This is a genomic window from Herbaspirillum sp. ST 5-3 (assembly GCF_004804275.1).
In the GTDB taxonomy this organism is placed as follows: Bacteria; Pseudomonadota; Gammaproteobacteria; order Burkholderiales; family Burkholderiaceae_D; genus Noviherbaspirillum.
In genome coordinates this window covers 199982-225002 of record NZ_STGI01000007.1, presented here as the reverse complement: position 1 = coordinate 225002, position 25021 = coordinate 199982, and the positions used below count along the sequence as shown (strand labels likewise).

The 25021-nt window shown below is 56.4% G+C and carries 25 protein-coding genes, 2 tRNA genes and 1 pseudogene; 6 read left to right on the top strand and 22 right to left on the bottom strand.

The features are described 5' to 3' along the window. Window positions 1-157 precede the first annotated feature (157 nt). Both E6W33_RS15725 and E6W33_RS15720 read left to right on the top strand, forming a co-directional pair. Complete coding sequence (locus E6W33_RS15725; protein ID WP_136418256.1) at window positions 158-970, top strand: hypothetical protein; 813 nt, start codon at window positions 158-160, stop codon at window positions 968-970. Beyond that, window positions 967-1152 (top strand): hypothetical protein, encoded by a 186-nt coding sequence (locus tag E6W33_RS15720; RefSeq protein ID WP_136418255.1) that lies wholly within the window; start codon window positions 967-969, stop codon window positions 1150-1152. Before E6W33_RS15725 ends, E6W33_RS15720 begins: the two co-directional genes overlap by 4 nt. 181 nt (window positions 1153-1333) lie before the next feature. Here E6W33_RS15720 and E6W33_RS15715 read toward each other — a convergent pair whose 3' ends face one another. The 9 genes and pseudogenes from E6W33_RS15715 to cysS all read right to left on the bottom strand — a co-directional run bounded on the left by E6W33_RS15715 (window position 1334) and on the right by cysS (window position 9276). Beyond that, window positions 1334-2596 carry an integrase arm-type DNA-binding domain-containing protein gene (locus E6W33_RS15715; RefSeq protein WP_136418254.1) on the bottom strand — a complete coding sequence of 421 codons (1263 nt, stop codon included), beginning with the start codon at window positions 2594-2596 and terminating at the stop codon, window positions 1334-1336. A gap of 3 nt (window positions 2597-2599) precedes the next feature. Next, entirely contained in the window at window positions 2600-3058 is a 459-nt protein-coding gene (locus E6W33_RS15710; RefSeq protein WP_136418253.1) for an Arm DNA-binding domain-containing protein, read from the bottom strand. Between the two features lie 168 nt (window positions 3059-3226). After that, window positions 3227-3320: transfer RNA gene (locus E6W33_RS15705), tRNA-Ser, on the bottom strand. Window positions 3321-3421: 101 nt separating this feature from the next. After that, window positions 3422-4672 (bottom strand): aspartate kinase, encoded by a 1251-nt coding sequence (locus E6W33_RS15700; RefSeq protein ID WP_136418252.1) that lies wholly within the window; start codon window positions 4670-4672, stop codon window positions 3422-3424. Between the two features lie 135 nt (window positions 4673-4807). Further along, window positions 4808-5464 carry a tRNA lysidine(34) synthetase TilS gene (gene tilS, locus E6W33_RS27955; protein WP_348983164.1) on the bottom strand — a complete coding sequence of 219 codons (657 nt, stop codon included), beginning with the start codon at window positions 5462-5464 and terminating at the stop codon, window positions 4808-4810. A 135-nt stretch (window positions 5465-5599) separates the two neighbouring features. Beyond that, window positions 5600-6166: pseudogene (tilS, locus tag E6W33_RS27950) on the bottom strand (tRNA lysidine(34) synthetase TilS); the annotation flags it as partial. A 57-nt stretch (window positions 6167-6223) separates the two neighbouring features. Further along, complete coding sequence (locus tag E6W33_RS15690) at window positions 6224-7198, bottom strand: acetyl-CoA carboxylase carboxyltransferase subunit alpha (protein WP_136418250.1); 975 nt, start codon at window positions 7196-7198, stop codon at window positions 6224-6226. A gap of 24 nt (window positions 7199-7222) precedes the next feature. Continuing rightward, entirely contained in the window at window positions 7223-7876 is a 654-nt protein-coding gene (locus E6W33_RS15685; protein WP_136418308.1) for a DNA-3-methyladenine glycosylase, read from the bottom strand. A 5-nt stretch (window positions 7877-7881) separates the two neighbouring features. Beyond that, the gene (gene cysS, locus E6W33_RS15680) at window positions 7882-9276 is read right to left on the bottom strand and encodes a cysteine--tRNA ligase (protein WP_136418249.1); all 1395 of its coding nucleotides are present in this window, start codon (window positions 9274-9276) and stop codon (window positions 7882-7884) included. Between the two features lie 261 nt (window positions 9277-9537). On the opposite strand from cysS, the gene E6W33_RS15675 reads away from it, so the two are divergent. Genes E6W33_RS15675 through E6W33_RS15665 form a run of 3 tightly spaced genes read left to right on the top strand, consistent with a single transcriptional unit; the run spans window position 9538 to window position 11475 of the window. Further along, a complete protein-coding gene (locus tag E6W33_RS15675) occupies window positions 9538-10116 on the top strand; it encodes a peptidylprolyl isomerase (RefSeq protein ID WP_136418248.1) in 579 nt (192 codons plus the stop codon). Between the two features lie 24 nt (window positions 10117-10140). Continuing rightward, the gene (locus E6W33_RS15670) at window positions 10141-10629 is read left to right on the top strand and encodes a peptidylprolyl isomerase (protein WP_136418247.1); all 489 of its coding nucleotides are present in this window, start codon (window positions 10141-10143) and stop codon (window positions 10627-10629) included. Between the two features lie 24 nt (window positions 10630-10653). Further along, the gene (locus E6W33_RS15665; protein WP_136418246.1) at window positions 10654-11475 is read left to right on the top strand and encodes a UDP-2,3-diacylglucosamine diphosphatase; all 822 of its coding nucleotides are present in this window, start codon (window positions 10654-10656) and stop codon (window positions 11473-11475) included. Here E6W33_RS15665 and E6W33_RS15660 read toward each other — a convergent pair. The 4 genes from E6W33_RS15660 to rnr form a co-directional block, all read right to left on the bottom strand. Beyond that, window positions 11472-12146 carry a YceH family protein gene (locus tag E6W33_RS15660; protein WP_136418307.1) on the bottom strand — a complete coding sequence of 225 codons (675 nt, stop codon included), beginning with the start codon at window positions 12144-12146 and terminating at the stop codon, window positions 11472-11474. The two genes, E6W33_RS15665 and E6W33_RS15660, sit on opposite strands and share 4 nt — an antisense overlap. 27 nt (window positions 12147-12173) lie before the next feature. After that, complete coding sequence (gene cysE, locus E6W33_RS15655; protein WP_136418245.1) at window positions 12174-12926, bottom strand: serine O-acetyltransferase; 753 nt, start codon at window positions 12924-12926, stop codon at window positions 12174-12176. A 102-nt stretch (window positions 12927-13028) separates the two neighbouring features. Then, window positions 13029-13766 (bottom strand): 23S rRNA (guanosine(2251)-2'-O)-methyltransferase RlmB, encoded by a 738-nt coding sequence (rlmB, locus tag E6W33_RS15650; protein ID WP_136418244.1) that lies wholly within the window; start codon window positions 13764-13766, stop codon window positions 13029-13031. Window positions 13767-13769: 3 nt separating this feature from the next. Beyond that, the gene (gene rnr, locus E6W33_RS15645) at window positions 13770-16199 is read right to left on the bottom strand and encodes a ribonuclease R (RefSeq protein WP_136418243.1); all 2430 of its coding nucleotides are present in this window, start codon (window positions 16197-16199) and stop codon (window positions 13770-13772) included. A 163-nt stretch (window positions 16200-16362) separates the two neighbouring features. Between rnr and E6W33_RS15640 the strand changes: the two genes are divergently transcribed. Then, window positions 16363-16449: transfer RNA gene (locus E6W33_RS15640), tRNA-Leu, on the top strand. A gap of 218 nt (window positions 16450-16667) precedes the next feature. Here E6W33_RS15640 and E6W33_RS15635 read toward each other — a convergent pair. From E6W33_RS15635 to der, 9 genes are all read right to left on the bottom strand, one after another. Next, a complete protein-coding gene (locus E6W33_RS15635) occupies window positions 16668-17204 on the bottom strand; it encodes a phosphoribosyltransferase (protein WP_136418242.1) in 537 nt (178 codons plus the stop codon). 17 nt (window positions 17205-17221) lie between these two features. Beyond that, window positions 17222-18520 (bottom strand): adenylosuccinate synthase, encoded by a 1299-nt coding sequence (locus E6W33_RS15630; protein WP_136418241.1) that lies wholly within the window; start codon window positions 18518-18520, stop codon window positions 17222-17224. Window positions 18521-18524: 4 nt separating this feature from the next. Continuing rightward, the gene (locus E6W33_RS15625; RefSeq protein WP_136418240.1) at window positions 18525-19676 is read right to left on the bottom strand and encodes an ATP phosphoribosyltransferase regulatory subunit; all 1152 of its coding nucleotides are present in this window, start codon (window positions 19674-19676) and stop codon (window positions 18525-18527) included. Window positions 19677-19692: 16 nt separating this feature from the next. Then, window positions 19693-19899 (bottom strand): DUF2065 domain-containing protein, encoded by a 207-nt coding sequence (locus E6W33_RS15620; protein WP_247869656.1) that lies wholly within the window; start codon window positions 19897-19899, stop codon window positions 19693-19695. 12 nt (window positions 19900-19911) lie between these two features. After that, window positions 19912-20805, bottom strand: a complete 894-nt coding sequence (hflC, locus tag E6W33_RS15615) for a protease modulator HflC (protein ID WP_136418239.1) — start codon at window positions 20803-20805, stop codon at window positions 19912-19914. After that, entirely contained in the window at window positions 20805-22100 is a 1296-nt protein-coding gene (gene hflK, locus E6W33_RS15610; protein WP_136418238.1) for an FtsH protease activity modulator HflK, read from the bottom strand. Before hflK ends, hflC begins: the two co-directional genes overlap by 1 nt. Before the next feature lie 68 nt (window positions 22101-22168). Further along, the gene (hflX, locus tag E6W33_RS15605) at window positions 22169-23290 is read right to left on the bottom strand and encodes a GTPase HflX (RefSeq protein ID WP_136418237.1); all 1122 of its coding nucleotides are present in this window, start codon (window positions 23288-23290) and stop codon (window positions 22169-22171) included. Between the two features lie 27 nt (window positions 23291-23317). Beyond that, window positions 23318-23554: an RNA chaperone Hfq gene (gene hfq, locus E6W33_RS15600; RefSeq protein ID WP_136418236.1), complete on the bottom strand. Its 237-nt coding sequence runs from the start codon at window positions 23552-23554 to the stop codon at window positions 23318-23320. 118 nt (window positions 23555-23672) lie between these two features. Next, entirely contained in the window at window positions 23673-25016 is a 1344-nt protein-coding gene (gene der, locus E6W33_RS15595; RefSeq protein ID WP_136418235.1) for a ribosome biogenesis GTPase Der, read from the bottom strand. Window positions 25017-25021: the final 5 nt, after the last annotated feature.

The window sequence follows — 25021 nt, the reverse complement described above, 5'->3', positions numbered from 1 at the left end:
GGTGGCGCTGATACCTCAGTAGTGCACGTACGGGCTGACGCAGAAGATTTGCAGAATAAACGCCATCTGATAAAGTCTCGGCGGCTTCAGCACATCTCTACCCGCCGACAACGGCCGTGACGAGACCAGAAAACGACTGATCTATTTTTTGCCGCCCATGGCGCTTCCACTTACACAATTCTTTATAGATACCCTGCGCGCGCCCTATGAGGAGCTGCTTCACACGCCTGCAGCAGAACGGTTGTCCGGTAATTTTCGGTGGGATGGCGATGAGATCCACTCCGACCAAATCATTGATCTCCAATCCGATGAGGTCTTGGGCATGCAAGAGATCGGCGCAGCAGATCTCGCACAATTGCTGATGGTGTTTGACGGCAGCCGGTTGCACGAGCAAGCGCAGCGCGATTTTGGGGATGACGACTCGCCGCCCGGGCTCTACTTCACTTACCGGAATACGGAGCTCGTCTGGGAAGGCCATAAAAATCGGATCGGCGTGTATCGCAGGAGCGAAAACGAAACTTCCATTTTTCTGGCGTCGCCAGAGACTGACGACGAAATGGAAGAACGGCTGAACGAGCCCGAGCGCGCCGTTCATGTGGACCACTTCTATCTGCACCAGCATGCGCCCGACTACCTCGGCACCATCGCTTTTGCGCTGTGTGCAATCGCGGCTCATCGGCTCGGCTTTTCTACCATTTCGCTCATTGCGGGAGGCGGCCATGGATATGCCCCCGCCATGATCGGCTACAAATACTGGCCAAAACTGGGCTTTGACGCCCCAATCGAGCTTGGGGAATTGGAAAACGCGCCAAAATTACAACATTGCCGTACGGTACAAGACGTCATCGCCGCTGATTCGGGATGGTGGGAAGAACACGGCACGCAACGTTGGATGGAGTTTGATCTGCGGGCCGAAAGCCCAAGCTGGCAAAAGCTGCTAAAATATTTACGAGGAAAGGGACTTATATGAAGCGCGAAGCGAAAGTCACCATCGCAAAGTCGACCAAGACGGTTAAGAAACTCGGCGTCAGTTTGACGTTTGGTTCTATTCCTGTGGTCAATTCGCAAGGGCTGGAACGCCTGCGCCGCGGCGCCAAGGCGAAGACGACGCGCGCCTTTCCTGAGCTGCCGGAGTGGCGGCTAGCGAAATAACATTGCAAAAGGGGGCCAATGGCCCCTTTGTCATTTGTGGCGATCGCCTTTTGATAGCCTCCGTGCCTTGGCAATCCTTCATTCGGCCGTTGAGCAGCGCTTACGCCGAGGTCTGTAGGCCCGTGACCAAACAAAAACTCCTGACCTGCGGCATTAGAGTAGATATCGAAACAAACCTCCTCTAGCCGACCTTGACGAACGTCCCCGTGACAGTCTCACCGCTGGCGATCGCATCAAGGTAATTCGCCCAATCCTGCATCATGCGCTTGCGCTCTGCCAGGAATTTCGCGCGATCGTAGGCGCTCTCCAGTTTGTCCTTGGGCGCATGCGCCAGCTGCCGGTCCACGACTTCGTGCCGATAACCGAGTTGCTCCTTGATCGTCGTCATCGCCAATGACCTGAAGCCGTGCCCGGTCATTTCCCCCTTGTAGCCCATCCGCTCAAGCGCCTTCAGGAGCGCATTGTTGCTCATCGGCCGGTTGTGGTCGCGCTGGTTCGGGAACAAGTACTTCCCACCGCCGGTAACCGGATGCAGTTCACGCAGCAAGTCCAGCGCCTGCGACGATAGGCAGACGTGGTGGTTCGTCTTGTCCGGGTTGACCGCCAACCGGCCCCGTTTCATGCGCTGCCATGGAATGATCCATTCGCCACGTTCCAGATCGATTTCGGACCAAGGGGTTTCGATCAGTTCGCTGGTACGCACAAACACCAGCATCATCAGCCGCAAGGCGATGCGCGTCGGCTTTTGCATGCATGCCTCATTGCGCTCGAGCGTGCGCAGGAAGGCCGGCAAGTCGTCCGGGCCGATCGCCGCAAAGTGTCCCGGCACGACGGGTTTGAGCACGTCCTTGAGGTCGGCGGCCGGATTGCGCTCGGCCAGGCCGGACTGGATCGCATAGCGGAAGATCTGAGCGCAGTTGGCTTTGAGGCGATGTGCAACTTCACGCGCGCCGCGCGATTCGATCTTGCGTAGTGCCGCGATCAGATCTTTATGACGGATTGCATCGATCGGCATGCGCCCGATCTCGGGGAAGATGTCGGCTTCGAGCCGGCGCAGCGTATTTTGCGCCGTATTGGCGCTCCAGGCAGGAATCTTGTTGTGATGCCATTCGCGCGCCACCTTCTCGAAGGTATACGCCGCCTTTTCGGCGGCGAGGCGCCTGGCATCGTCCCGATGCTGCGCCGGGTCGATCCCGTCGTGCAGCAGTCGGCGTGCCTCGGTGCGCTTTTCCCTGGCTCGCACCAGGGAGATTTCCGGATAGGAGCCGAAGCTCAGGCGGTTCGCCTTGCCGTTGGATTGGCGATAACTCATACGCCAGAATTTTGACCCGGTCGGCATGACTTCGAGGTACATGCCGCCGCCATCGGCAAGTTTGTATGCCTTTTCCCGGGGTTTGGCATTGCGGACCTGGAGATCGGTTAGTGGTATGGCCAGTTTCGGCATGGCTTACTCTCCTTGACTGTTTCCCTCGTCGTTCGTCGCAATCAGAAACGCCCGTAGCGCACCGACCTGCGAAGCGTTCAAACGCATGCAACTGTGCGGTTTGTCGATCGTCAGTTCGCCCGCCTCGTTCAACGCGAGGCGGAATGTACGGCCCGCCGCCTGCCGTTCCCGCTCCCGCATCCGCTCTTCGCGCAGCACTACCGCCGGGTCTTTTCCTTCGGCCAGCAGTCGGCGAATGCGATCGCGGGCGGTACGCGCCATGGCTAGAGAAACGCCTGGGTAGGCGCCGAGAACCAGCCTGCGCTGCTTGCCCAGGCGCCGATAACTCATGTACCAGCTGCGCGAACCGGAGGGTTGGACGTACAGGTACAAACCGCCGCCGTCTCCGATCTTGAAGGGATTGTCGCGAGGGACAGCGGCCTGCACATTAGCGTCGGTCAATGGAATAGCGAGCTTTGGCATGATTTTGCGGCCAACGAATAATGAGGGTTAGACCGCGTGGCCGATCATTTGGCTCCAAAATGGGTGGATGCTGCTGGACTTCGGTGCACGCCAAAAAACAAAAACCCGCGTAATTCATTGAATTTACGCGGGTTTTTGGACTTACCGGTACTTCTTAAAACTTATTCTTGGCGGAGACGGAGGGATTCGAACCCTCGATACAGGTTTAAGCCCATATGCTTCCTTAGCAGGGAAGTGCCTTCGACCACTCGGCCACGTCTCCACTCTCAAGACGGTATCACAACTCCCGTCTCAGTAAAGTCACGCATGATAGCTGTTCAAGCGAACTTGGTCAATGAGCCGATGCAGCTCAACCGACAATGATCAAGCTTTTTCCAGGTCGAATGCCTTGTGCAATGCACGTACCGCCAGCTCCATGTATTTCTCGTCGATCAGAACGGAAATCTTGATTTCGGAGGTGGAAATCATCTGGATGTTGATGCCCTCTTCCGACAAGGTGCGGAACATCTGGGATGCGATGCCGACGTGGCTGCGCATGCCAACACCCACGACGGAAACCTTCGACACCTTGGTGTCGCCGACGATGCTTCCCGCACCGATGTGTTCCTTGACGCTCTTGTTCAGCACATCCATCGCCTTGGCGTATTCGCCGCGCGGCACGGTAAACGTGAAGTCGGTTTTGCCCTCGACCGACTGATTCTGGATGATCATGTCGACTTCGATGTTGGCATCGGCGACCGGGCCAAGAATTTGATACGCGATGCCTGGCCTGTCGGGCACACCCAGCACGGTAATCTTCGCTTCATCGCGATTGAACGCGATACCGGAAATGACGGCTTGTTCCATGTGTGTATCTTCCTCAAACGAAATCAGGGTGCCGGAAGCGGCTTCCTCTTCCAGCGACATAAGCGGATCGGTCAGCGACGACAGCACGCGCGTCGGAACCTTGTAATTGCCGGCGAATTCCACCGAGCGGATCTGCAGCACTTTCGAGCCGAGCGATGCAAGCTCGAGCATTTCCTCGAAGGTGACGGTCTTCAGGCGACGAGCCTCGGAAACCACGCGCGGATCGGTCGTATACACGCCGTCGACGTCGGTATAGATCAGGCATTCCTGCGCCTTCAGCGCCGCAGCCACCGCAACTGCCGACGTGTCGGAACCGCCGCGCCCCAGCGTCGTGATATTGCCTCCGTCATCGATCCCCTGGAAGCCAGTAATGATCACGACCTTTCCGGCTTCCAGATCCTTGCGCACACGCGCGTCGTCGATCGATTGAATGCGCGCCTTGGTGAATGCGGAATCGGTCTTGATCGGCACCTGCCAGCCTGCGTAAGAGACGGCCTGCTTGCCGATGCTTTGCAAAGCCATGGACAGCAGCGCGACCGATACTTGCTCACCGGTGGACGCCAGCATGTCAAGCTCGCGCGGGTCCGGCTGCGGCATGATCTCTTTTGCCAGGGCGATCAGGCGGTTGGTTTCGCCCGACATTGCGGACGGCACCACCACGATTTGATGACCAGCGTCGTGCCATTTGGCGACGCGCTTGGCGACGTTCTTGATGCGCTCGGTCGAGCCCATGGAAGTGCCGCCGTATTTGTGGACGATTAAAGCCATAAGGGTTGAAAAGCTGCGCTGAGGAATTGAAGAATTGTGAGAAAAATCAACCTTTTACTTTACATGCTGCAACGCAGGAAGGCAAGTGCAAGACGCTGTAACAAGGTCATGAACAGTTGAATTTTCGATACCGGTTCAGGGCAATTTTCTTTCCCAGCGCAATCGGACCCCTGCCCCGGCCACCATCGGTACGTTTCGCCAGTTCATTCCGACGCCCGCCGCAAAAAGCAACGCGTCCGCATCCGTTGTAACGACTGGCAGGCGAGAACGCTCCCAGGGGGGAATATCCAGCGCCTGAAAATGATGCTTCAGACTTTTCGTCGGACGGTCGGCGGCCGGTTTCAGTTTCTCGCCCCCGCTACGCCAACGCAGGTTCAACGCCCGGCCTCGCAACCAATCAGCGTCGATTCCCTCCTCTGTTACATCGAAATGCAGTCTGCCGCCATATTCATGGAACAGGATCTCGGCTTCGCCGTTCCAACGGAATGCGACCGGGGCCAAGGGTGCACCGGTGTCCGGCATCCTTGGAATCAAATAGATCTTGCCACGGTGACGCCGGATTTCGCAATCCGCATGGGTGACCAGAACCTGCGCGTCCTCTCTGGCGCCGAGCAATTGCGCCCGCATCTCGCCTAGCCACGCGGTCGAAGGCATGCGCACGTCGTTAAACGCAAACCAGTGGCGTAATACATTGTCGATTCGATCCGAACTCAACTGCCGCAAACGTGCGATATCGATGCAGCCAGCCTCCGCACAATCCGCAAGGTCGAGCGCGGCCAGCTCGTTGAGCATGCGTTGCGCCGACTGGGCATGCTGCGCAGCGCGGGCGAAGCGTTGCTGAAAACCCGGGAAATATTTGCCGAGCGACGGCATCACCTCATGCCGCAATACATTACGTGCATAACGAAGATCGGCATTCGACTCATCTTCGACATGTCCGATCCTTTGCCGCGCCACGAACTGTTCCAGCCCGGCGCGCGACAGTTCAAGCAAGGGACGGCCGATCATCAAGCGCCCGTCTCCCAGCAAGCCCGGCGCAGTATTGACCAAGTCCATTCCGGACAATCCTGCGACGCCCGCTCCTCGCAACAACTGCAGCAAGACCGTCTCAGCCTGATCATCCTGATGGTGAGCCGTCAGGAGCAAAGGGATCTCATGGCGCCGGCACAACTCGCCCAGCGCTGCATAGCGACTGATTCTGGCGGCCTGCTCGACGCCATCGCGCTCACGATCGACCAAGGTAACCTGGCGCGCATCGAAATGAATCCCGAGTCGGACGCATTCGCTTTCACAATGCAGGAGCCATGCATCCGCATTCGAACTCAGGCCATGATGGATGTGAAACGCAAACAGAGCGATGCCATGCTCGCTCGCATATGTGTGCGCAAGATGCAGCAAGGCTGCAGAGTCGAGGCCGCCGCTATAGGCGACCGCGAGCCTTTGCTGTGTCGTGTTGCCGACACCCGTAGAAACAGAAACGCGCGCCCGGATCACTCCCAGCGCGCGTTCGAAAGCGTCCTTCACAGACGCTGACTGCGGATTTGGCACAAGTTATTCCGAAGGGGTGATTTCCTTGAACTTGCCATAGCTCATCAGCTTTTCAAGCCGCGCAGCAAGCAACTCCTTGGTCTTGAGTCCCTGGACCTGGCGCAGCGAGTCGGCCAGCGCGCGCTTGAGCATCGATGCCATCTGCTTCGGATCGCGATGTGCGCCGCCGAGCGGTTCGTTGATGATCTTGTCGATGAGGTTCATCGCCTTCAGGCGATGCGCCGTGAGGCCCAGGGCATCCGCTGCGTCGGAGGCGCGCTCGGAAGTCTTCCAGAGAATGGATGCACAACCTTCGGGCGAGATCACGGAGTAAGTCGCATATTGCAGCATCAGCACGACGTCGCCGACCGCGATGGCAAGCGCGCCGCCCGAACCGCCTTCGCCGATGATGGTGGCAATCAGCGGCACTTTCAGCTCGGCCATCACATACAGATTATGGCCGATCGCCTCCGACTGTCCGCGCTCTTCGGCATCAATGCCAGGGAACGCGCCAGGCGTATCGACAAAGGTAAAGATCGGCAGGCCAAACTTCTCGGCCACCTTCATCAGGCGCATGGCCTTGCGATAGCCTTCCGGTTTGGGCATGCCGAAATTGCGCATGGCGCGCTCTTTCGTATCGCGGCCCTTCTGATGGCCAATCACCATGCAAGGCTGGCCGTTAAAGCGTGCCAGGCCGCCGATAATCGACAAGTCGTCCGCATAGCTGCGGTCGCCGTGCAATTCATGGAAATCCGTGAAGATCTCGTTCACGTAATCCATGGTGTACGGACGTTGCGGGTGACGTGCAATTTGCGACACCTGCCAAGGGGTCAGCTTGGCGTAGATATCCTTCGTGAGTTGCTGGCTCTTCTTGGAAAGGCGGTCAATCTCTTCGGAGATATCGACTGCGGAGTCGTCCTGCACAAATCGCAGTTCTTCGATTTTTCCCTCTAGTTCGGCAATGGGCTGCTCAAAACCGAGAAAAGTTGTCTTGCTCATCGTGCCTCCTTGTTGAGACGGATATCAATCTACGATCGGCGCGGAATCGAGACTGCGCCAAAGATACCACGTCGCCACGGTGCGCCACGGCTCCCAATTTGCGGCAACTTCGCGTGCGTCGCTGCGGGATACCGGCTCACCGGAAAAATAGTTAATGCTGATGCCCTTGAGCAATCCAAGATCATCCAAAGGCAAAATGTTGGGCCGGAGCAGATTAAATATCAAAAACATCTCCGCTGTCCAGCGTCCGATTCCCCGTATCTGGATCAGCTCCGAGATGACTTCTTCGTCGTCCATCTCCGTCCATTTATCCGCATGGACGCGTTTGGCTTTGAAATGGTCAGCCAGATCGATGACGTATTCCGCTTTCCTTTTTGACAATCCGCAGGCGGCGAGCTTTTCAGTGCCGGCCTTGATTACCTGTGCGGGCGAGCATTTCGGACACACCTCAAGGAAGCGCTGCCATACGGCGTCCGCCGCCTTGACAGAGATCTGCTGTCCAACGATGGATCGGGCCAGCGTGGTGAACGCTTCTCCGCGCCCGATCAGGTGCATGTCGCCGAATTGAGGAATGAGCTTGCGCATGATGCGGTCGCGTTTCATCAATTCGTCCTTGGCATCCTGCCAATACGCGGGTACAGCCACGCTCGCTTCGTAACTCTGTCGAGAGGTTGCCATTCGGTTTACGCCCTTCTCCACTCGGTGATGCCGCCCGGTTTGTCTTCAAGGACAATGCCATTAGCAAGGAGATCGGCACGAATACGATCGGCCTCGGCGAAATTCTTTGCTTTCTTGGCGGCCGCCCTTGCCTCGATCTGCGCTGCAATCGCTGCTTCATCGAGTCCTTGATCAGAGCTGGAAGCGCCGGCTTGCAGGAATTCCTGCGGTGAACGCTGCAACAATCCGATAATGCCGGCGAGCCCTTTCAACTGACGCGCCAGCACCGGCGACTTGTTCTTGTTGACTTCATTGGCCAGGTCGAACAATACCGCGATGGCAACCGGAGTGTTGAAGTCGTCGTTCATCGCCTCGGCGAATCGAATCGCATACGGCTCTTCCCGGTCCAGCGACAGCGAATCAGGCGCCACTTCTTTCAGGGCAGTATAGAGGCGGGTCAGCGCATGCCTGGCGTCGTCCAGATGCGCATCGGAGTAATTCAGCGGACTGCGATAATGCGCACGCAAAATGAAAAAGCGAACAACTTCGGCATCGTACTTTTTCAGAACATCACGGATGGTGAAGAAGTTGCCGAGTGATTTCGACATCTTTTCGTTATCGACGCGAATGAATCCGTTGTGCATCCAGTAATTCACGAAGGGATGGCGATTGGCTCCTTCGGATTGCGCGATTTCGTTCTCGTGATGCGGGAACTGCAGGTCCTCACCACCGCCGTGAATGTCGAACTGCTCGCCGAGCAGTTCGCAACTCATCGCCGAACATTCGATGTGCCAGCCCGGACGTCCCTTGCCCCATTTCGAATCCCATTTGACTTCGGCAGGCTCGGATTCCTTTGCGGCTTTCCAGAGAACGAAATCAAGCGGATCGCGCTTTCCGGTATTGAGCTCGACACGCTCACCGGCACGCAAGTCGTCGAGCGATTTGCCGGAAAGCTTGCCGTAATTCGGGAAATCGCGGACGGAATAATTCACATCGCCATCGCCGGCCTTGTATGCCAGGCCGTTGGCTTCCAGCTTCTCGATCAGCCCCAGCATCTGCGGCACATATTGCGTCGCACGCGGTTCGTGATCGGGTTTTTGCACGCCGAGCGCGCCTGCGTCTTCATCCATCGCAGCGATAAAGCGCTGCGTCAACTGCGAAATCGATTCGCCATTCTCCACCGCACGCTTGATGATCTTGTCGTCGATGTCCGTGATGTTTCGGACGTAGGTCACATCCAGCCCCGACGCGCGCAGCCATCGCTGCACCATATCGAACACCACCATGACACGCGCATGACCGAGGTGACAGTAGTCATACACCGTCATTCCGCATACGTACATTCGGACTTTACCCGCCTGCATGGGGACAAAGGTCTGCTTGTCACGTGCGAGCGTGTTGTAAATCTTGATGGCAGTCATGGGCGATTTTCCGTTTCGGCCGGGAGCTCGTGACACGCTTGTCGAAGGTTTCCTATCCCGTGGAAACCGCCGTGTGACATAACGCAACAGAGAGGCCGAAACCTTTTGTAATGCTTATTTTGATAAAATGCACGGTTCCGCTTCAGTATAACATTGAAGCCCTCCCTTTCCGTCTGGCCTGACCTGCAACAAGTGCCGCCGGCAAGGGGACACGCAAGATACACAAACAACTTTTTCCTGTAAAGAGCAAAGGAATCAGCAATGCAACATTCACGCCGACATTTCATGCACCTGATCGCCGCATTGTCCCTGACCGGTGCTGCATTTGGCGCACATGCAGCGGACACACCGCATGTTTCACTGAAAACCAACATGGGCGAGATCGTGCTGGAACTCTATCCGGAAAAAGCACCGAAGTCGGTTGACAATTTCTTGCAATACGTGAAATCCGGGCACTACAACGGCACCATCTTTCATCGTGTGATCAACAACTTCATGATTCAGGGCGGCGGTTTCGACAAGGACATGAAGCAAAAGTCGACCAATCCTCCGATCGAGAATGAAGCGAAAAACGGGCTGAAGAACGAACCGTACACCGTCGCTATGGCACGTACGTCGGCACCGCATTCCGCCTCCGCGCAGTTTTTCATCAACGTCAAGAACAACAGCTTCCTCGATTACCCGAGCCAGGACGGCTGGGGCTACGCCGTGTTCGGCAAGGTCATCAAGGGAACCGACGTTGTCGACAAGATCAAGGCAGTGCAAACCAGCAGCCAGGGAATGTTTCAGGACGTTCCGGTGAAGCCGGTGATCATTGAATCCGCATCTGTTGTCAAATAATTCAAACCATCCTTAAGGACTATCATGGCTGTCATCCTCACTACCAACTACGGCAAGATCAAGCTCGAACTCGACGCAGAAAAAGCACCCAAAACGGTCGAGAACTTCCTGTCCTACGTAAAATCCGGACACTACGACGGCACGATCTTCCATCGCGTCATCGATGGTTTCATGATCCAGGGTGGCGGCTTTGAGCCCGGCATGAAGCAAAAACCGACCAACGAGCCAATCGAGAATGAAGCGAAGAACGGTCTGAAGAATGAGCCGTACACCGTCGCCATGGCGCGCACCTCGGCACCGCATTCCGCTTCCGCGCAATTCTTCATCAACGTCAAGAACAACAGTTTCCTCGACTATCCGGGCCAGGACGGCTGGGGCTATTGCGTTTTCGGCAAAGTGGTTGAAGGCACCGACGTCGTCGACAAGATCAAATCGGTGAAGACCACGCGTACCGGCATGCACTCCGACGTCCCGGTGGAAAACGTCGTGGTCGAAAAAGCCGAAATCGTTTAATCAGCCTCCACGCCCTACGTACGCATGCCCGAATCCATCGTGAATGCCAACGCAGAAAAAGCGCAATCGCAAGCGATTGCGCTTTTTGTTTCGGACGTACACCTGCAGCCGGCCATGCCTGGCACGACGCAGGCCTTCATCGATTTCCTGCATCGGCACGCAAGCAAAGCGCAGCAGTTATACCTGCTCGGCGACTTGTTCGAATACTGGGCCGGCGATGACGATATCGTCAGTCCGTACAACCAGCGTATAGCGGAGGCGATAAAGGCAGTCAGCGATGCGGGAGTGGCAGTATTCTGGCTTGGCGGCAATCGCGATTTTTTGATCGGAGAAAGCTTCGCTGGAGCCACCGGCATCACCCTGCTTTCAGAACCGTTCATCACTAAAATTGCCGGTCATCGAATCGTCCTCGCACATGGCGACGCACAATGCACCGACGACCTAGGTTACATGGCGTTTCGCGCACAGGTACGCGACAAGGCGTGGCAGCGTAATTTCCTCGCCATGCCGCTTACGCAGCGCAAGGAAATCATCGACCGCATGCGCATGGGCAGCCGCGAGGCGCAACGCGGCAAATCATATGAAATCATGGACGTCAATCCGTCGGCCATCGCGTCACTCTTCGCGTTGACCGAAGCGACAGTGATGGTTCACGGGCATACGCATCGACCGGCCGTTCATCAACATGAATGGAATAGCAGACAATGCGTTCGTTATGTGCTGCCGGATTGGGACTGCGATCTGGAGCCAGCGCGTGGCGGCTGGCTTGCACTACATGATGATGGCACGTTCACGCGCATCAACTTCGACGGTTCTGCCTTCAAGCAGGATTGCAACGGCGCTTAATCAAACTGTTTCTTGAAACTTTCAAACTGCTCGGCAAGACGGTCAACTTCGCTGCGCAGGCGCGCCACTTCCGCCTCGAGTTGCGTCACGCGATCCTGACGCGGCATTTCAACACCGCCGGAAAAACTGGCGGCCACTTCCTGCTGCTCAAGAATCTCGTCCCCTGAAAGCAAATGCGCGTAACGTGACTCCTTGGTTCCGGGAGCACGCGCGAGCCGTGCGACAAGGGGCGGGAATTTATCAATCAGGAATTGCAAGCAGGTTTCAACGTCTGCGACGCTGGGAAAATCATGCAGACGCCCGCTCCGCGACCGAATTTCGCCCGGGGTCTGGATCCCGCGAAGCATCAATATCGTCAGCACCGCGAGCTTGTCCTGTTCCAGCGACCATTTCATACGCATGCGATGTTCGTACTTGGCGACCCGTGCGCCCGCTTGTCGCACCTCGGAAACAAGTTTCTTCTGAACCAGGCGTGCCAAAATATCCTGCACCGTTTCTTCCGAAATCGACATCACCGGGTCACGGCTCGAAAGCTGGTTGCATCCATTGGTCAAGGCGTTGAGCGATAGCGGGTAGTTATCTGGGGTAAGTGCCTCTTTTTCCGCCAGTACCGCCAACACACGCACCTCGAATGGATCAAGAATATCGTCGCGCTGCCCCTCCGCCTCCATCGTGTTCGACTCAGTCACTACACCACCTCATTCCACCAGTTTATTCAATTGCTCGGCGTCGAACTGATCGATCTGCGGCAGCGTCTCGCAACCGACCCCGGCTGCCTTGAGCGCAGCCAGAATCTTTTGCAACTGCTGTTCCTGCAGCACTGCCCGGTCGATCAGCTTATGCAGCGCCGTGGATAAGGGATCCTCATCCGCATTAGGCGTTACACCATACGCGGCAAACACGCGCGCCGCCGCTTCTTGACGCTGCCGTCCCGCGTCCTTCTGCACGATGTGCGCTGGATTTCCCACTGCAGTCGCACCGGGAGGTACTTCCTTGACCACTACCGCGTTCGATCCGACCTTCGCACCTTCACCAACCGTAAAGCCGCCGAGAACCTTTGCACCGGCACCGATAATCACGCCCCGCCCTAGGGTCGGGTGGCGTTTCGTGCCCTTGTTCAGCGAGGTACCCCCCAGAGTCACGCCCTGGTAAATCGTGCAATCATCCCCCACTTCCGCAGTTTCGCCGATAACAACGCCGAATCCATGGTCAATGAAAACCCGCCTACCTATCGTCGCCCCCGGATGAATTTCGATTCCAGTCAGGCCGCGCGCAATATGCGAGATAAACCGCCCCAGCCACTTCAGGCCGCGTATCCAGCACCAGTGCGCCCAACGATGCATCGCGATCGCGTGCAAACCGGGATAACAGGTAAGAACTTCCCACGCGGTGCGTGCTGCCGGGTCACGTTCAATGATGCTGGCAATATCTTCGCGAATGCGGCTGATCATAGGAAATGTGGATGTTTGCTTTGACTCGTAATATTAACGCCTTGCATCACGCTTGCCTGTACGACCAGCTCTCACCCCAAAGCGCAGCCGGTTCCTGTGCCCTTACTTCGCGAGTCTCTGGCGGCGCGCTTCGTACAAGCAAACGCCGGACGCAACCGATACGTTCAGGCTTTCGACCGCGCCATGCATGGGAATGCTGACGAGCACATCGCAATTCTCCCGCGTCAGACGGCGCATGCCTTCGCCTTCCGAGCCCATCACGATGGCGACAGGCCCGGAAAAATCCGCCTCGTAGAGGCCTTTCTCTGCATCGTCGGTCGTGCCGATGAGCCAAATGTCGCGCTCCTTCAATTCGCGCATGGTTCGCGCGAGATTAGTGACCGTAATATATGGCACCGTGTCGGCGGCGCCGCTCGCCACCTTGGCGGCCGTCGCATTCAATCCGACTGCACGATCTTTCGGCGCAATTACCGCATGCGCCCCGGCTCCATCGGCCACGCGCAGACAAGCACCGAGATTGTGCGGGTCGGTGACACCATCGAGCAACAGCAATAATGGCGGCCCCTCAATCGCGTCCAGCAACTCATCCAGATTGCGCGCCAGCGAAAGCTCACCCGCCTTGGCTACTACGCCCTGATGGCGGCGAGTGCCGACCATGCCGTTCAGTCGCTGATCGTCAACCTGAATAATGCGTACCTTGGCCGCCTCGGCCGCATGCAACAGTTCCTGCATGCGCCGGTCGTGGCGCGTCGCGTCGACGTAAATTTCCTCGACCGAAGACGCCTCATGGCGAATACGCGCCGTCACGGCGTGAAAGCCGAAAATCATTTTGCTTTTCATTTCTTATCTTTTCTTCTTGCCGCTCTTCGTGCGGGACTTGGTAGCGTGTGGCGCCTTTGCGTTTCCCGAAGTCGCTTTGACGCGCTTGGCTTTTGCGGTTTTCGCTGCAGCAGTTTTCTTCGGGGCGCTCTTGGCCTTGGACTTTTTTTCGCGGGTCGGCTCTGATTCCGGCCGACGCGTTTCGTGTTTCAGGGGCGATCTGACATCGACTTCATGCACCAGGCGAAGATCGATCTTGCGCGCGTCGAGATCTACCCTGCTTACCTGTACCGTTACCCGATCGGTCAGCTGATATCGGATGCCGGTGCGTTCGCCGCGCAATTCGTGACGTACCTCGTCGTACTGGAAATAATCCGCGCCGAGCTCGGTAACGTGGACCATGCCCTCGATAAACAAGGTGTCAAGCTGCACGAAAATGCCAAACGGTGCAACGCCAGAGATGGTGCCGGTGAACTCTTCGCCCAGCTTGTCACGAATGAAATAGCATTTCAGCCATGCCTCGACATCGCGGGATGCCTCGTCTGCGCGACGCTCATTGGCCGAACAGTGAATGCCAAGCGCTTCCCAGATCGCAAGGTCGCCCTCTTTCTTTTTCTTGCCCTCGGCCTTGTCCTGCGCGGCCATTCTGCGCGCGGCGGGCGACAGCATCGTGTTCAAGGTGCTGGTGTCGACACTCTTCGGCTCGTAACGCTTCCCTTGAAGGATTGCCTTGATCGCACGGTGCGTGAGCAGGTCCGGATAGCGACGGATTGGACTGGTGAAGTGTGCATAAGCCTCATAAGCCAGGCCAAAGTGACCGATGTTCTCCGGGCTGTAGACGGCTTGCTGCATCGAACGCAGCAGCATGGTCTGAAGCAGCACGGCGTCCGGCCGCATCTTGATCTTCGGAATCAGTTCCGCATAATCCGATGCCGTCGGCGTGTCACCGCCGCCGAGGTGCAGGCCCATCTGCTTCAGAAACGTCCTGACCTGGTTCAGCTTTTCCTTGGAAGGCGCCGCATGAACACGGTACACGCCAGGATGCTTGTGTCGTGCAAGCAGATCCGCCGCGCAAACATTGGCTGCAAGCATGCATTCTTCAATCAGGCGATGGGCATCGTTGCGGGTACGCGGCAGAATCTGCTCGATCTTCCCTGCAGCATTGCAGACGATGTAGGTTTCTGTCGTTTCAAAATCAATGGCGCCACGCGCCTGCCGCGCCTGCAGCAAAGCCTGAAATACGCCGTAGAGATCGAGCAAATGCGGCACCAGCGCCTGCCGCTTGGCCGCTTCCGGGCCCTTGGTGTTCGACAGGACGGCGGCAACTTCCGTATAAGTCAGCCGCGCCGCCGAATGAATTACCGCCGGATAGAATTGATATGCCTTGATCTCACCTTTTGCAGTGATAACCGAATCGCATACCAGCGTCAGCCGGTCCACCGCCGGGTTCAGCGAACATAATCCGTTGGAAAGTTTTTCCGGCAACATCGGAATCACGCGACGCGGGAAATACACCGAGGTACTGCGCTCCAGCGCATCAGTGTCCAGCGCATCACCTGGCTTCACATAATGGCTCACGTCGGCGATTGCAACGATCAGGCGAAATCCCTTGCCGCGCCCGATCTTCACCGGCTCGCAGTACACGGCATCATCGAAGTCACGCGCGTCCTCGCCGTCGATGGTGACCATGGGTATATCGCGCAAATCGACACGATCCGCCAAATCGGTGTCACGCACTTCGCTCGGCAGCTTGGCTGCCTGCTTCCTGGCTGCTTCGGAGAATTCATGTGGAACGCCGTACTTGCGCACCGCGATTTCGATTTCCATGCCGGGGTCATCGATGTCACCAAGGACTTCGACGATCTTGCCGACCGGCTGCGTATAACGCGATGGCTGCTCGATCAGTTCGACACTGACAACCTGTCCGGCCTTTGCCTTGCCAGGCGATCCGGACAATAGAATATCCTGGCCGATACGTTTATCTTCGGGCGCAACAATCCAAACGCCGTTTTCGTTCAACAGACGACCGATGACATGGGTGTTGGCGCGCTCGACAACTTCGACAATCGTGCCCTCCGGCCGTCCACGCCGATCGGTACCGATGATGCGGACTTGCACGCGGTCGCCGTTCAGCACTTTCTGCATTTCCTTTTCCGGCAGAAAAATATCTTCGCTGCCGTCATCCGGAATCAAAAAGCCATAGCCCTCGCGGTGGCCTGCCACGCGACCTTCGATAAAATTCGGTTGATGAGCAAGCTGATAATGGCCGTTGCGAGTCGGCCTGATTTGACCATCACGTTCCATCGCGTTCAAGCGGCGCGTCAGGCCGTCTAATTCTTCAGGTTTGACATCGAGTGCCCCCGCGATGGAGTGCACGTCTTGTGGTTCCGCCGCGGTGCGTAAGATACCGAGAATTTCCTCTCGGCTGGGGATAGTGTATGAATATTGGCTCAAAAGGGTACTTCACTCATTTTTATTAGATTAATACAGGGGTTAGTGTAACGGAGTACCGTTGTATTTGCCTAACGCCCGGCCTTTCTCGACTTTTTCGCGGTTTTCGTTGCATCGATGAATTGACATATCCGCGTTTTCCGCTATAATTTCTGTCTTTCGCATCGCCCAGATGGCGGAATTGGTAGACGCACTAGGTTCAGGTCCTAGCGGTGGCAACACTGTGGAGGTTCGAGTCCTCTTCTGGGCACCAAGTTTAAAAAGGTCCGCACTATGCGGGCCTTTTTCTTTTTCAGCGCCGAAATCAGCGTACGCGCTTTTAGCAGGTCCAGGCGGCCCTATGCACGCGCCAGTACGCTTTTTCAGCATCAAATCAAAAACCCGTTGGTTTCCCAACGGGTTTTCATTCAGCCCTCCCCTCATCCCACGCTCATACTGCCCTTTGAGCCGGAAATAAAGGTCCAGTTCTGGTCAGGCTGCATCGCCTTTTCTTAGCCACGCCGCGAGTTGATGCGGGCGCAAGCTGTCATAGGCTTCGAATGGCTGGTGAATCCACGGATTGTGGGAAAGGTAGTGCATGAAATAGTCCGGCTTGACAGCCGAACAAGCCTTGTACCAGAGGACGGCCGAGCGCACTTCCGTCACGCCCGGGAAGTTCTCTTTCACATGGCTCTGAACCTTTTGCAGGGTTACCCCCGAGTCGACCAGATCGTCCAGCAGCAACACTTTTCCTGACAGAGTTCCCTTAGTCACCGTGATGTGCTTGGCGATATCAAGGTCGCCCTGCACCGTCCCGACCTCTTCGCGGTACGAACTGGTCGAAAGAATCGCCAGCGGCACGTCGAAGATCCGGGAAAAGATATCACCCGGGCGCAAGCCGCCACGAGCCAGGCACAGCACCTGGTCGAACTTCCAGCCCGACTCATGAATCAGATGCGCCAACCCGACGACAGCATTGTTGTAGTCGTCCCAGGAAACCCATAAATCCTTATCGCTTGATGAGCTCATTGCTTTCCCCGTCCAGATTATGCAAACGGGTGACGCAAAACAATCGTTTCCTCGCGATCCGGTCCCGTCGAGACCATATCGACGGGTACGCCAATCAGCTCTTCGATTCGTTTGATGTACGCGCGAGCATTCGCAGGCAAAGCTGCAAGCGACTTGGCACCGACCGTCGATTCAGTCCATCCCGGCATCTGCTCGTAAATCGGTTCGCAGGCTGCCGCCTCTTCGGCCCCTACCGGGAAGATATCAACGACCTTGCCACCCAGCTTGTAGCCAGTACAAATTTGCAGCGATTCAAGACCGTCAAGCACGTCAAGCTTCGTCAGGCACATCCCCGACACGCCATTGATTTGCACCGAACGACGCAACAATGCGGCATCAAACCAGCCGCAGCGCCGGGCACGACCGGTGACAGTGCCGAACTCATGACCGACACTGGCCAAATGCTTGCCAATGCCTTGATCCGTCAGCAATTCAGACGGGAACGGGCCGGAACCGACACGCGTCGTGTACGCTTTGGTGATGCCCAGGATGTAGTGCAACATATTCGGGCCGACGCCGGAACCGGCTGCGGCGTTACCAGCCACGCAATTGCTTGAGGTGACAAAAGGATACGTGCCGTGATCGACATCCAGCAAGCTTCCTTGTGCGCCCTCGAATAAGAGATGCGCCCCACCCTTTGACGCCGCGTACAACGCGCTCGAAACATCCGCCACCATTGGCGCGATGCGTGGAACGGTCGCCAACGCGTCATCCAGTGTCTTCTGGAAATCGACCGGCTGCGCCTTCAGATACTGGGTCAGAACGAAATTGTGATAGTCGAGGTTCTCATTCAGTTTTTCGGCAAAACGCTTTTCATTGAGCAGGTCGGCGACCCGGATTGCCCTGCGCGCGACCTTGTCCTCATAAGCCGGTCCAATGCCTTTGCCAGTTGTGCCGATCTTTGCGGAGCCACGTGCGGCCTCGCGGGCAGCATCAAGCGCGGTGTGATATGGAAGAATGACCGGACAAGCCTCGGAAACCTTCAAGCGCGAAACCACTTCGACTCCAATAGCCTGGAGTTTGTCGATTTCGCGTAGCAAGTCGGGAACCGACAGCACAACACCATTACCGATGTAGCAGGCAACGCCGGGACGCATGATGCCGGATGGGATAAGCTGCAACGCCGTCTTCTGGCCGCCAATGACAAGCGTATGACCGGCATTGTGGCCGCCTTGAAAGCGCACTACGCCCTGCGCGTGATCGGTCAGCCAATCGACAATTTTCCCTTTTCCTTCATCGCCCCATTGGGTGCCGATGACAACGACGTTCTTTGCCATGCTATTAACCTAGTTTTTTAAGAATCCAGTTTCCGTTTTCGAACACCACCGCGCGATCGCAGTCGAATTCGTCCTGATCGTTTTCATGCCCGGGCAAGGTTTGGATTACCACCTCACCGGCCCTCCGCAACTCTGTAATTTTTTCTCTCAGCGCCGGCTCGGTTCCCCACGGTGCCCGAACAGCGCGCGTGCGCTCTGCACTTGGCATTAGGCGCGCCAATTCCCGCAAGTCCATCGAAAATCCAGTTGCCGGTCGGGCACGACCGAATGCTTCACCTACGTGGTCATAGCGTCCGCCGCGTGCTACTGCATTTGGCAAGCCCGGAACATAGGCGGCGAACATCACGCCGCTGTGGTAATGGTATCCGCGCAAATCGGCCAGATCCACAGTGACGCTTGCGGATCCACCCTTATTGACCAGCAACTCCAACTCATCGAGCGCCTGCGTGATCCCTGGCACGTTCGGCAATACCTGACGCGCACGAGAGATCGTCGATGCATCACCGTACAACCCGGGCAGCGCCAGCAAGGCATCTCTCGTTACCGGTTCAAAATCTCGCGTAATCGCCCTCAGACCCGGAACATCCTTGGATTCGAGGAGCCCGAACAGTTCAGCTTCACACTTCCTCGCTTTTGCATCGTTGGCAACGATAGCGCGAAGTACGCCCACGTGGCAGAGGTCCAGTCGGACCTGCGAAATACCGGCCAATGCCAGAGACGCCAGCGCAAGCTCTTGAATTTCTGCGTCAGCCTCCAGGCCGGCGTGTCCGTAGATTTCGGCACCGATTTGCAGCGGCTCTCTCGTTGCATGAAAACCTGACGGACGCGTATGCAGCACGCTTCCGGCGTAGCACAATCGTGTCACCGAGGTCCGGTTCAGCAAGTGCGCATCGATGCGCGCCACCTGCGTCGTCATGTCAGCGCGGACACCCATCGTACGGCCGGATAGCTGATCAACGAGCTTGAAGATGCGCAGATCCATGTCCTGCCCCGTACCTGTCAACAACGACTCCAGGTATTCGAGCATCGGCGGCATCACCATCTCATAACCATACAGTCGGAAGTTATCGAGCAACGCACGGCGCAACTCTTCAATCTTGCGCGCTTCGGAGGGCAAGACATCGGCGATGTTTTCGGGAAGAAGCCAGTTTGGCATGACAGGGAAGACTGCTTTAAGAATAAAAATTGACCAGCGCCAAGCTTGCCAATCCGCCCATCAGGGCAATCAAGCCCAAGAACCGGATCTGGCCATCTGACAACTGAATTACGCGATTAACGATGTCGCGCCATCGCCTTGGAAAGAGAAAGGGAATGATGCCTTCTAACAACAGCATCAATCCCATCGCCATTCCAAACGCAACGAGCCATGAAGTTTTCACGACACGTCCGTGTCATTTCTTGGCGCCGACTGACGTACTCGCTCCCGAATTCCTGAAATACTTGAAAAACTCGGAATTGGGGTCAATCACCATCATGTCGTTGCGATTCTTGAAGCTTGCACGATAAGCCTCAAGGCTGCGGTAGAACCTGTAAAACTCGGGATTCTGACCGAATGCCTGCGCATAAATCTGCGATGCCTTCGCATCACCGTCGCCCCGAACATTTTCTGCATCGCGATATGCTTCCGCCAGAATCACGGTACGTTGCCGATCCGCGTCTGCACGAATCTTTTCGGACTCTGCCGCGCCGGTCGAACGCAGCTCGTTTGCAACGCGTACGCGCTCGGCCTTCATCCGGTCATAGACGGAATTGTTGATCTGCTCGACGTAATCGACGCGCTTCAAACGCACGTCGACAATCTCCACGCCGATCTGCTTGGCTTCGTCCATGACTTTTTTCTGAATCGCGCTCATCACTTTGCCGCGCTCACCCGAAATTACTTCACGAACTGTACGTTTGGTGATCTCCTCGTTCAGTGCGGCCTTGATGACCTGCGACATGCGATCCTGCGCACGACGCTCGTCACCGGTAAAGCTGATGAAATACAAGCGGGGATCGACAATCCGCCACTTGACGTAGGCATCGACCAGGATGTTCTTCTTTTCGGCGGTAATGAAACGATCTGCCTCCGGGGTGTCGAGTGTCAGAATCCGCTTATCCAGAAATACAACGTTCTGGAACGGCGGCGGCAATTTGAAATGCAATCCCGGCTCACTAATCACCTTCTTGACTTCGCCGAGTGCGAACACAATCGCATACTGCCGCTGGTCGACGATAAACAAGGTGGACAGCAATAAAAACAGCGCAATCAGTGCTGCGATGGAATAAGAGACAAGGCGGCTCATTATCTGGTCTCCCGGTCGCGAGATTCGCGTCCATCGCGGCTGCGTGAGTCACGTTGCCTTTGCGTTTCCATCGATTGCAAGGGCTCGCCTGCCGATGGCGTTGATGAAGATGGTGGCGTCGCCTGTGCCGCCGGTCTGGCTGGCGCTTCTGCAGCGGACTGCGCGATGAGTTTATCCAAAGGCAGATAGAGAAGATTGCTGCCGCTCTTGCTGTCGACCATTACCTTGGTCGTATTCGAGAAAATCTGCTGCATCGTGTCGAGATACATGCGGTCTCGGGTAACGGCAGGCGCCTTCTGATATTCAACCAGAACCTGCTTAAAACGCGATGCGTCACCCTGAGCGTTGGCAATTACGCGTGCGCGATACGCTTCCGCTTCCTGCTGCAAACGCGAAGCGGCACCTCGCGCTCTCGGAATCACGTCGTTGGCATATGCCTGGCCTTCATTCTTCTGGCGCTCGCGGTCCTGACCTGCCTTGACCGCGTCATCGAATGCGGCCTGTACCTGCTCCGGCGGCTGTACGGCTTGCATTGTGACGTTGGTGATGTGAACCCCTGCCTTGTAGCGGTCGGTGATCTGCTGCATCAACTGACTAACGTCAAACGCGACCTTTTCGCGCCCTTCGTACAATACGAAGTCCATCTTGCTGTGGCCGACGATTTCTCGAATGGCGGTTTCTGCAATCTGCCGTACCAGCTCGTCCTGGTCGCGGTTGTTGAACAACCACTCCGCGGCATTCTTGAGCTTGTATTGAACAGCGAACTGAATATCGATGATGTTCTCATCGTCGGTCAGCATCAACGATTCCTTCGCCTGCTTGTTCCTGACATTCGAACGATAGCCAATCTCGACCGTGCGTACCTGCGACACGTTGACGATTTCATGGCTTTGAATGGGATACGGCCAGCGCCAGTTGAAGCCGGCTGGCGTCATGTGGCTGTATTTGCCGAAGGTGAGAACGACGCCGGTCTGGCCTTCCTGGACGATAAAGAAGCCGCTTACCAGCCAGAGAAAGACGATGATCGTCGCGATCAGTCCAAATCCAATCCCCGCCCCTTTCACGTCAGGATTGAAGCCACCGCCGTCACCATCCCCACGGCCACCCTTGTTGCCGAACAAGCGGTTCAGGCGCTGATTGAATTCCCGCCATAATTGATCGAGATCAGGAGGACCATCGTTTGGCCGCTTACCATCCTGATTCTGGCTCTGACCATTGTCTTGAGAACCACGCCCCCATCGAGGATCGTTCAGCGAAAATTTCAGGCCGATTTTTTTGATTAGAGGAATAGGCATTCTCTCGCTATCCGGCTTATGTTAATGGGTTGCAATGCTAGTTATTCTTGAAGCCCTCTCGTACGGGCCTAGGTTCGCGCATCGTGCTGCTCCCGAACCGGTAGACGATCAAAGCGCGCCACTGCATGTTCTTTCGCAAATTCGGCGATTGCTTCGCGAAGCAGATCAAGGCCTGCACCGGTCTGGGCGCTTATGAAAACACGCCGGATTTTATCATATTCATCACGCTCCAAAGCCGGTTCCAGACCTGCTGAGTCAATCTTGTTCCAGATCAGAATCTGCGGAATATGATCTGCACCGATTTCGCTCAGAACCGAATTGACCTGTTCGATTTGCTCCATGCGTACCGGACTTGCCGCATCGACCACATGCAGCAGGAGATCGGCATGAATGGTCTCTTCCAGAGTCGCACGAAACGCCGCCACCAGCTGGTGCGGAAGTTCGCGAATGAAACCGACGGTGTCGGAGATGACGACATTCCCGGCCTCGCCCAGATATATCCGCCGCGAGGTTGTATCAAGCGTGGCAAATAACTGGTCGGCTGCGTAGGCTTGCGCCTTCGTGAGCGCATTGAACAGTGTTGACTTGCCCGCGTTCGTATAACCGACCAATGACACCGAGAACGTGCTGTTGCGGTCGCGTGCCCGGCGCTGTGTCTCGCGCTGGCGCTGCAATTTATCCAGTCGCGTCCGTAATGCCTTGACACGGTCACCAAGCAGACGACGGTCTGTCTCGAGCTGGGTCTCGCCGGGACCGCGCAGGCCGATACCGCCCTTTTGGCGCTCCAAGTGAGTCCAGCCCCGGATCAGGCGTGTTGCGAGGTGCTGAAGCTGCGCGAGTTCAACCTGCACCTTGCCCTCGTGGCTCTTGGCACGCTGTGCAAAGATATCGAGAATCAGGCTGGTCCGATCGACAACCCGGATCTTCAGGTGGCGTTCCAGGTTGCGCTGCTGGGCGGGAGACAGAGCATGGTTGAAGATGACAATGTCAAGTCCATCGCGGATGATGGCGTCCGCGATTTCATTGGCCTTGCCGGAGCCGACAAATAGCGCGGCGTCCGGACTCGATCGTTTTCCGGTGATTACTACGGCGGGTTGGGCCCCCGCCGATTTGGACAGCAGGGACAATTCCTCAAGACTGGCAGCAAAGTCGCCTTTGCCGAAATCAACGCCGACTAAAGCAGCGCGCATAAAATGGGAGGGCAGATCAACGATGTGTTATTCCGCGTCGGATTCAAGATTGAGATTGACGGCACGAGCCGGCACCACGGTTGAGATGGCGTGCTTATAGACCATTTGCGTTACTGTATTACGCAGTAGAACGACATATTGATCAAAAGATTCGATGTGGCCTTGGAGCTTGATGCCATTAACAAGGTAAATCGAAACCGGTACGTGCTCTTTGCGTAAGGCGTTGAGGAAGGGGTCTTGTAACAGTTGCCCTTTATTGCTCATGACGGCTCCATTGTGTTGTTGTGATGTGGAGTTGGAGGCAACCTGATGGTTTTCAAGTGCCTCCTATACAGTGAATTACGAATGTAATCGATTTTTGCGTTTCGTGCCAAGCGTAAGTCTATTTTTCATGCTTGGCAAAAGGATTCTTACCCGAACGCAGTTCGATACGTAATGGAGTCCCGACCAACGAAAAAGTTTCGCGGAAGTGTTTCTCGAGATAGCGCTTGTAGTTGGCGTCGATCGCCTCGAGCGCATTGCCGTGAATGACGACGATCGGCGGATTCTGCCCGCCTTGGTGCGCATACCGCAGCTTGGGGCGAATCGAGCCTTTGCGCCGCGGCTGCTGGTGCTCGACAGCCTCGATCAGCGCGCGGGTGAGTTGCGGAGTCGATAACTTGGCCATTGCGGCGGCATAGGCAGCGTCAATCGACTTCATCAACGGTCCAATTCCGCTTCCTTTCAGCGCTGAAATGAAGTGAAATTTCGCAAAAAACAAGAAACTCAGCTTGCGCTCGATATCCATCTTGATCTCGTCGCGCTTGTCCGCTTCCAGCCCATCCCACTTATTAATGCCGACAACCAGTGCTCGCCCCGATTCAAGTACGAAGCCGGCGATATGGGCGTCCTGCTCCGAAATATCTTGCTGTGCATCAAGTAGCAGCAAGACCACATTCGCTTCGGAGATCGACTGCAGCGTCTTGACGACCGAGAATTTTTCAATCGCCTCAAATACTTTTCCTCGCCGACGAATGCCGGCCGTGTCGATCAGCGTGTAATGCTTGCCTTCCCGTTCAAACGGGATCTCAATCGAATCGCGCGTCGTGCCTGGCATGTCGAACGCGATGACGCGGTCCTCGCCCAACAGCGTATTGATCAATGTAGACTTGCCAACGTTGGGTCGACCGACGATCGCGATCTTGATACCTCTGGGACCGGCTTCAACGACCTCTTCCACCGCCGGGCGTTGCTCGAATGCGATATCGAGCGATTCGTTGACCAGATCGACCACGCCGTCGCCGTGCGCAGCGGAAATCACATACGGATCGCCAAGCCCGAGTTCATAGAAGTCGGCGGTGACCGAGGTGTACTTCATGCCCTCGGCCTTGTTCACGACAAGCATGACCGGGCGGCCGGATTTCCTCAAAAAATCGGTGATCGTTTTGTCGTGCGGGGTCAATCCTTGTCGACCGTCCACAATGAATATCACCACGTCCGCTTCCGCCACAGCCTGCTTGGTCTGCTTGGCCATCTCGAACATGATGCCTTCCTTGGCGACCGGCTCGAAACCGCCGGTATCGATCACGAGAAATGGACGTTCGCCGACGCGGCCTTCGCCGTAGTGTCGGTCACGGGTTAATCCAGGAAGATCGGCGACCAACGCATCGCGCGACCGGGTAAGCCGGTTGAACAATGTGGATTTGCCGACGTTCGGTCGGCCTACTAATGCAATAACCGGCTTCATTAATT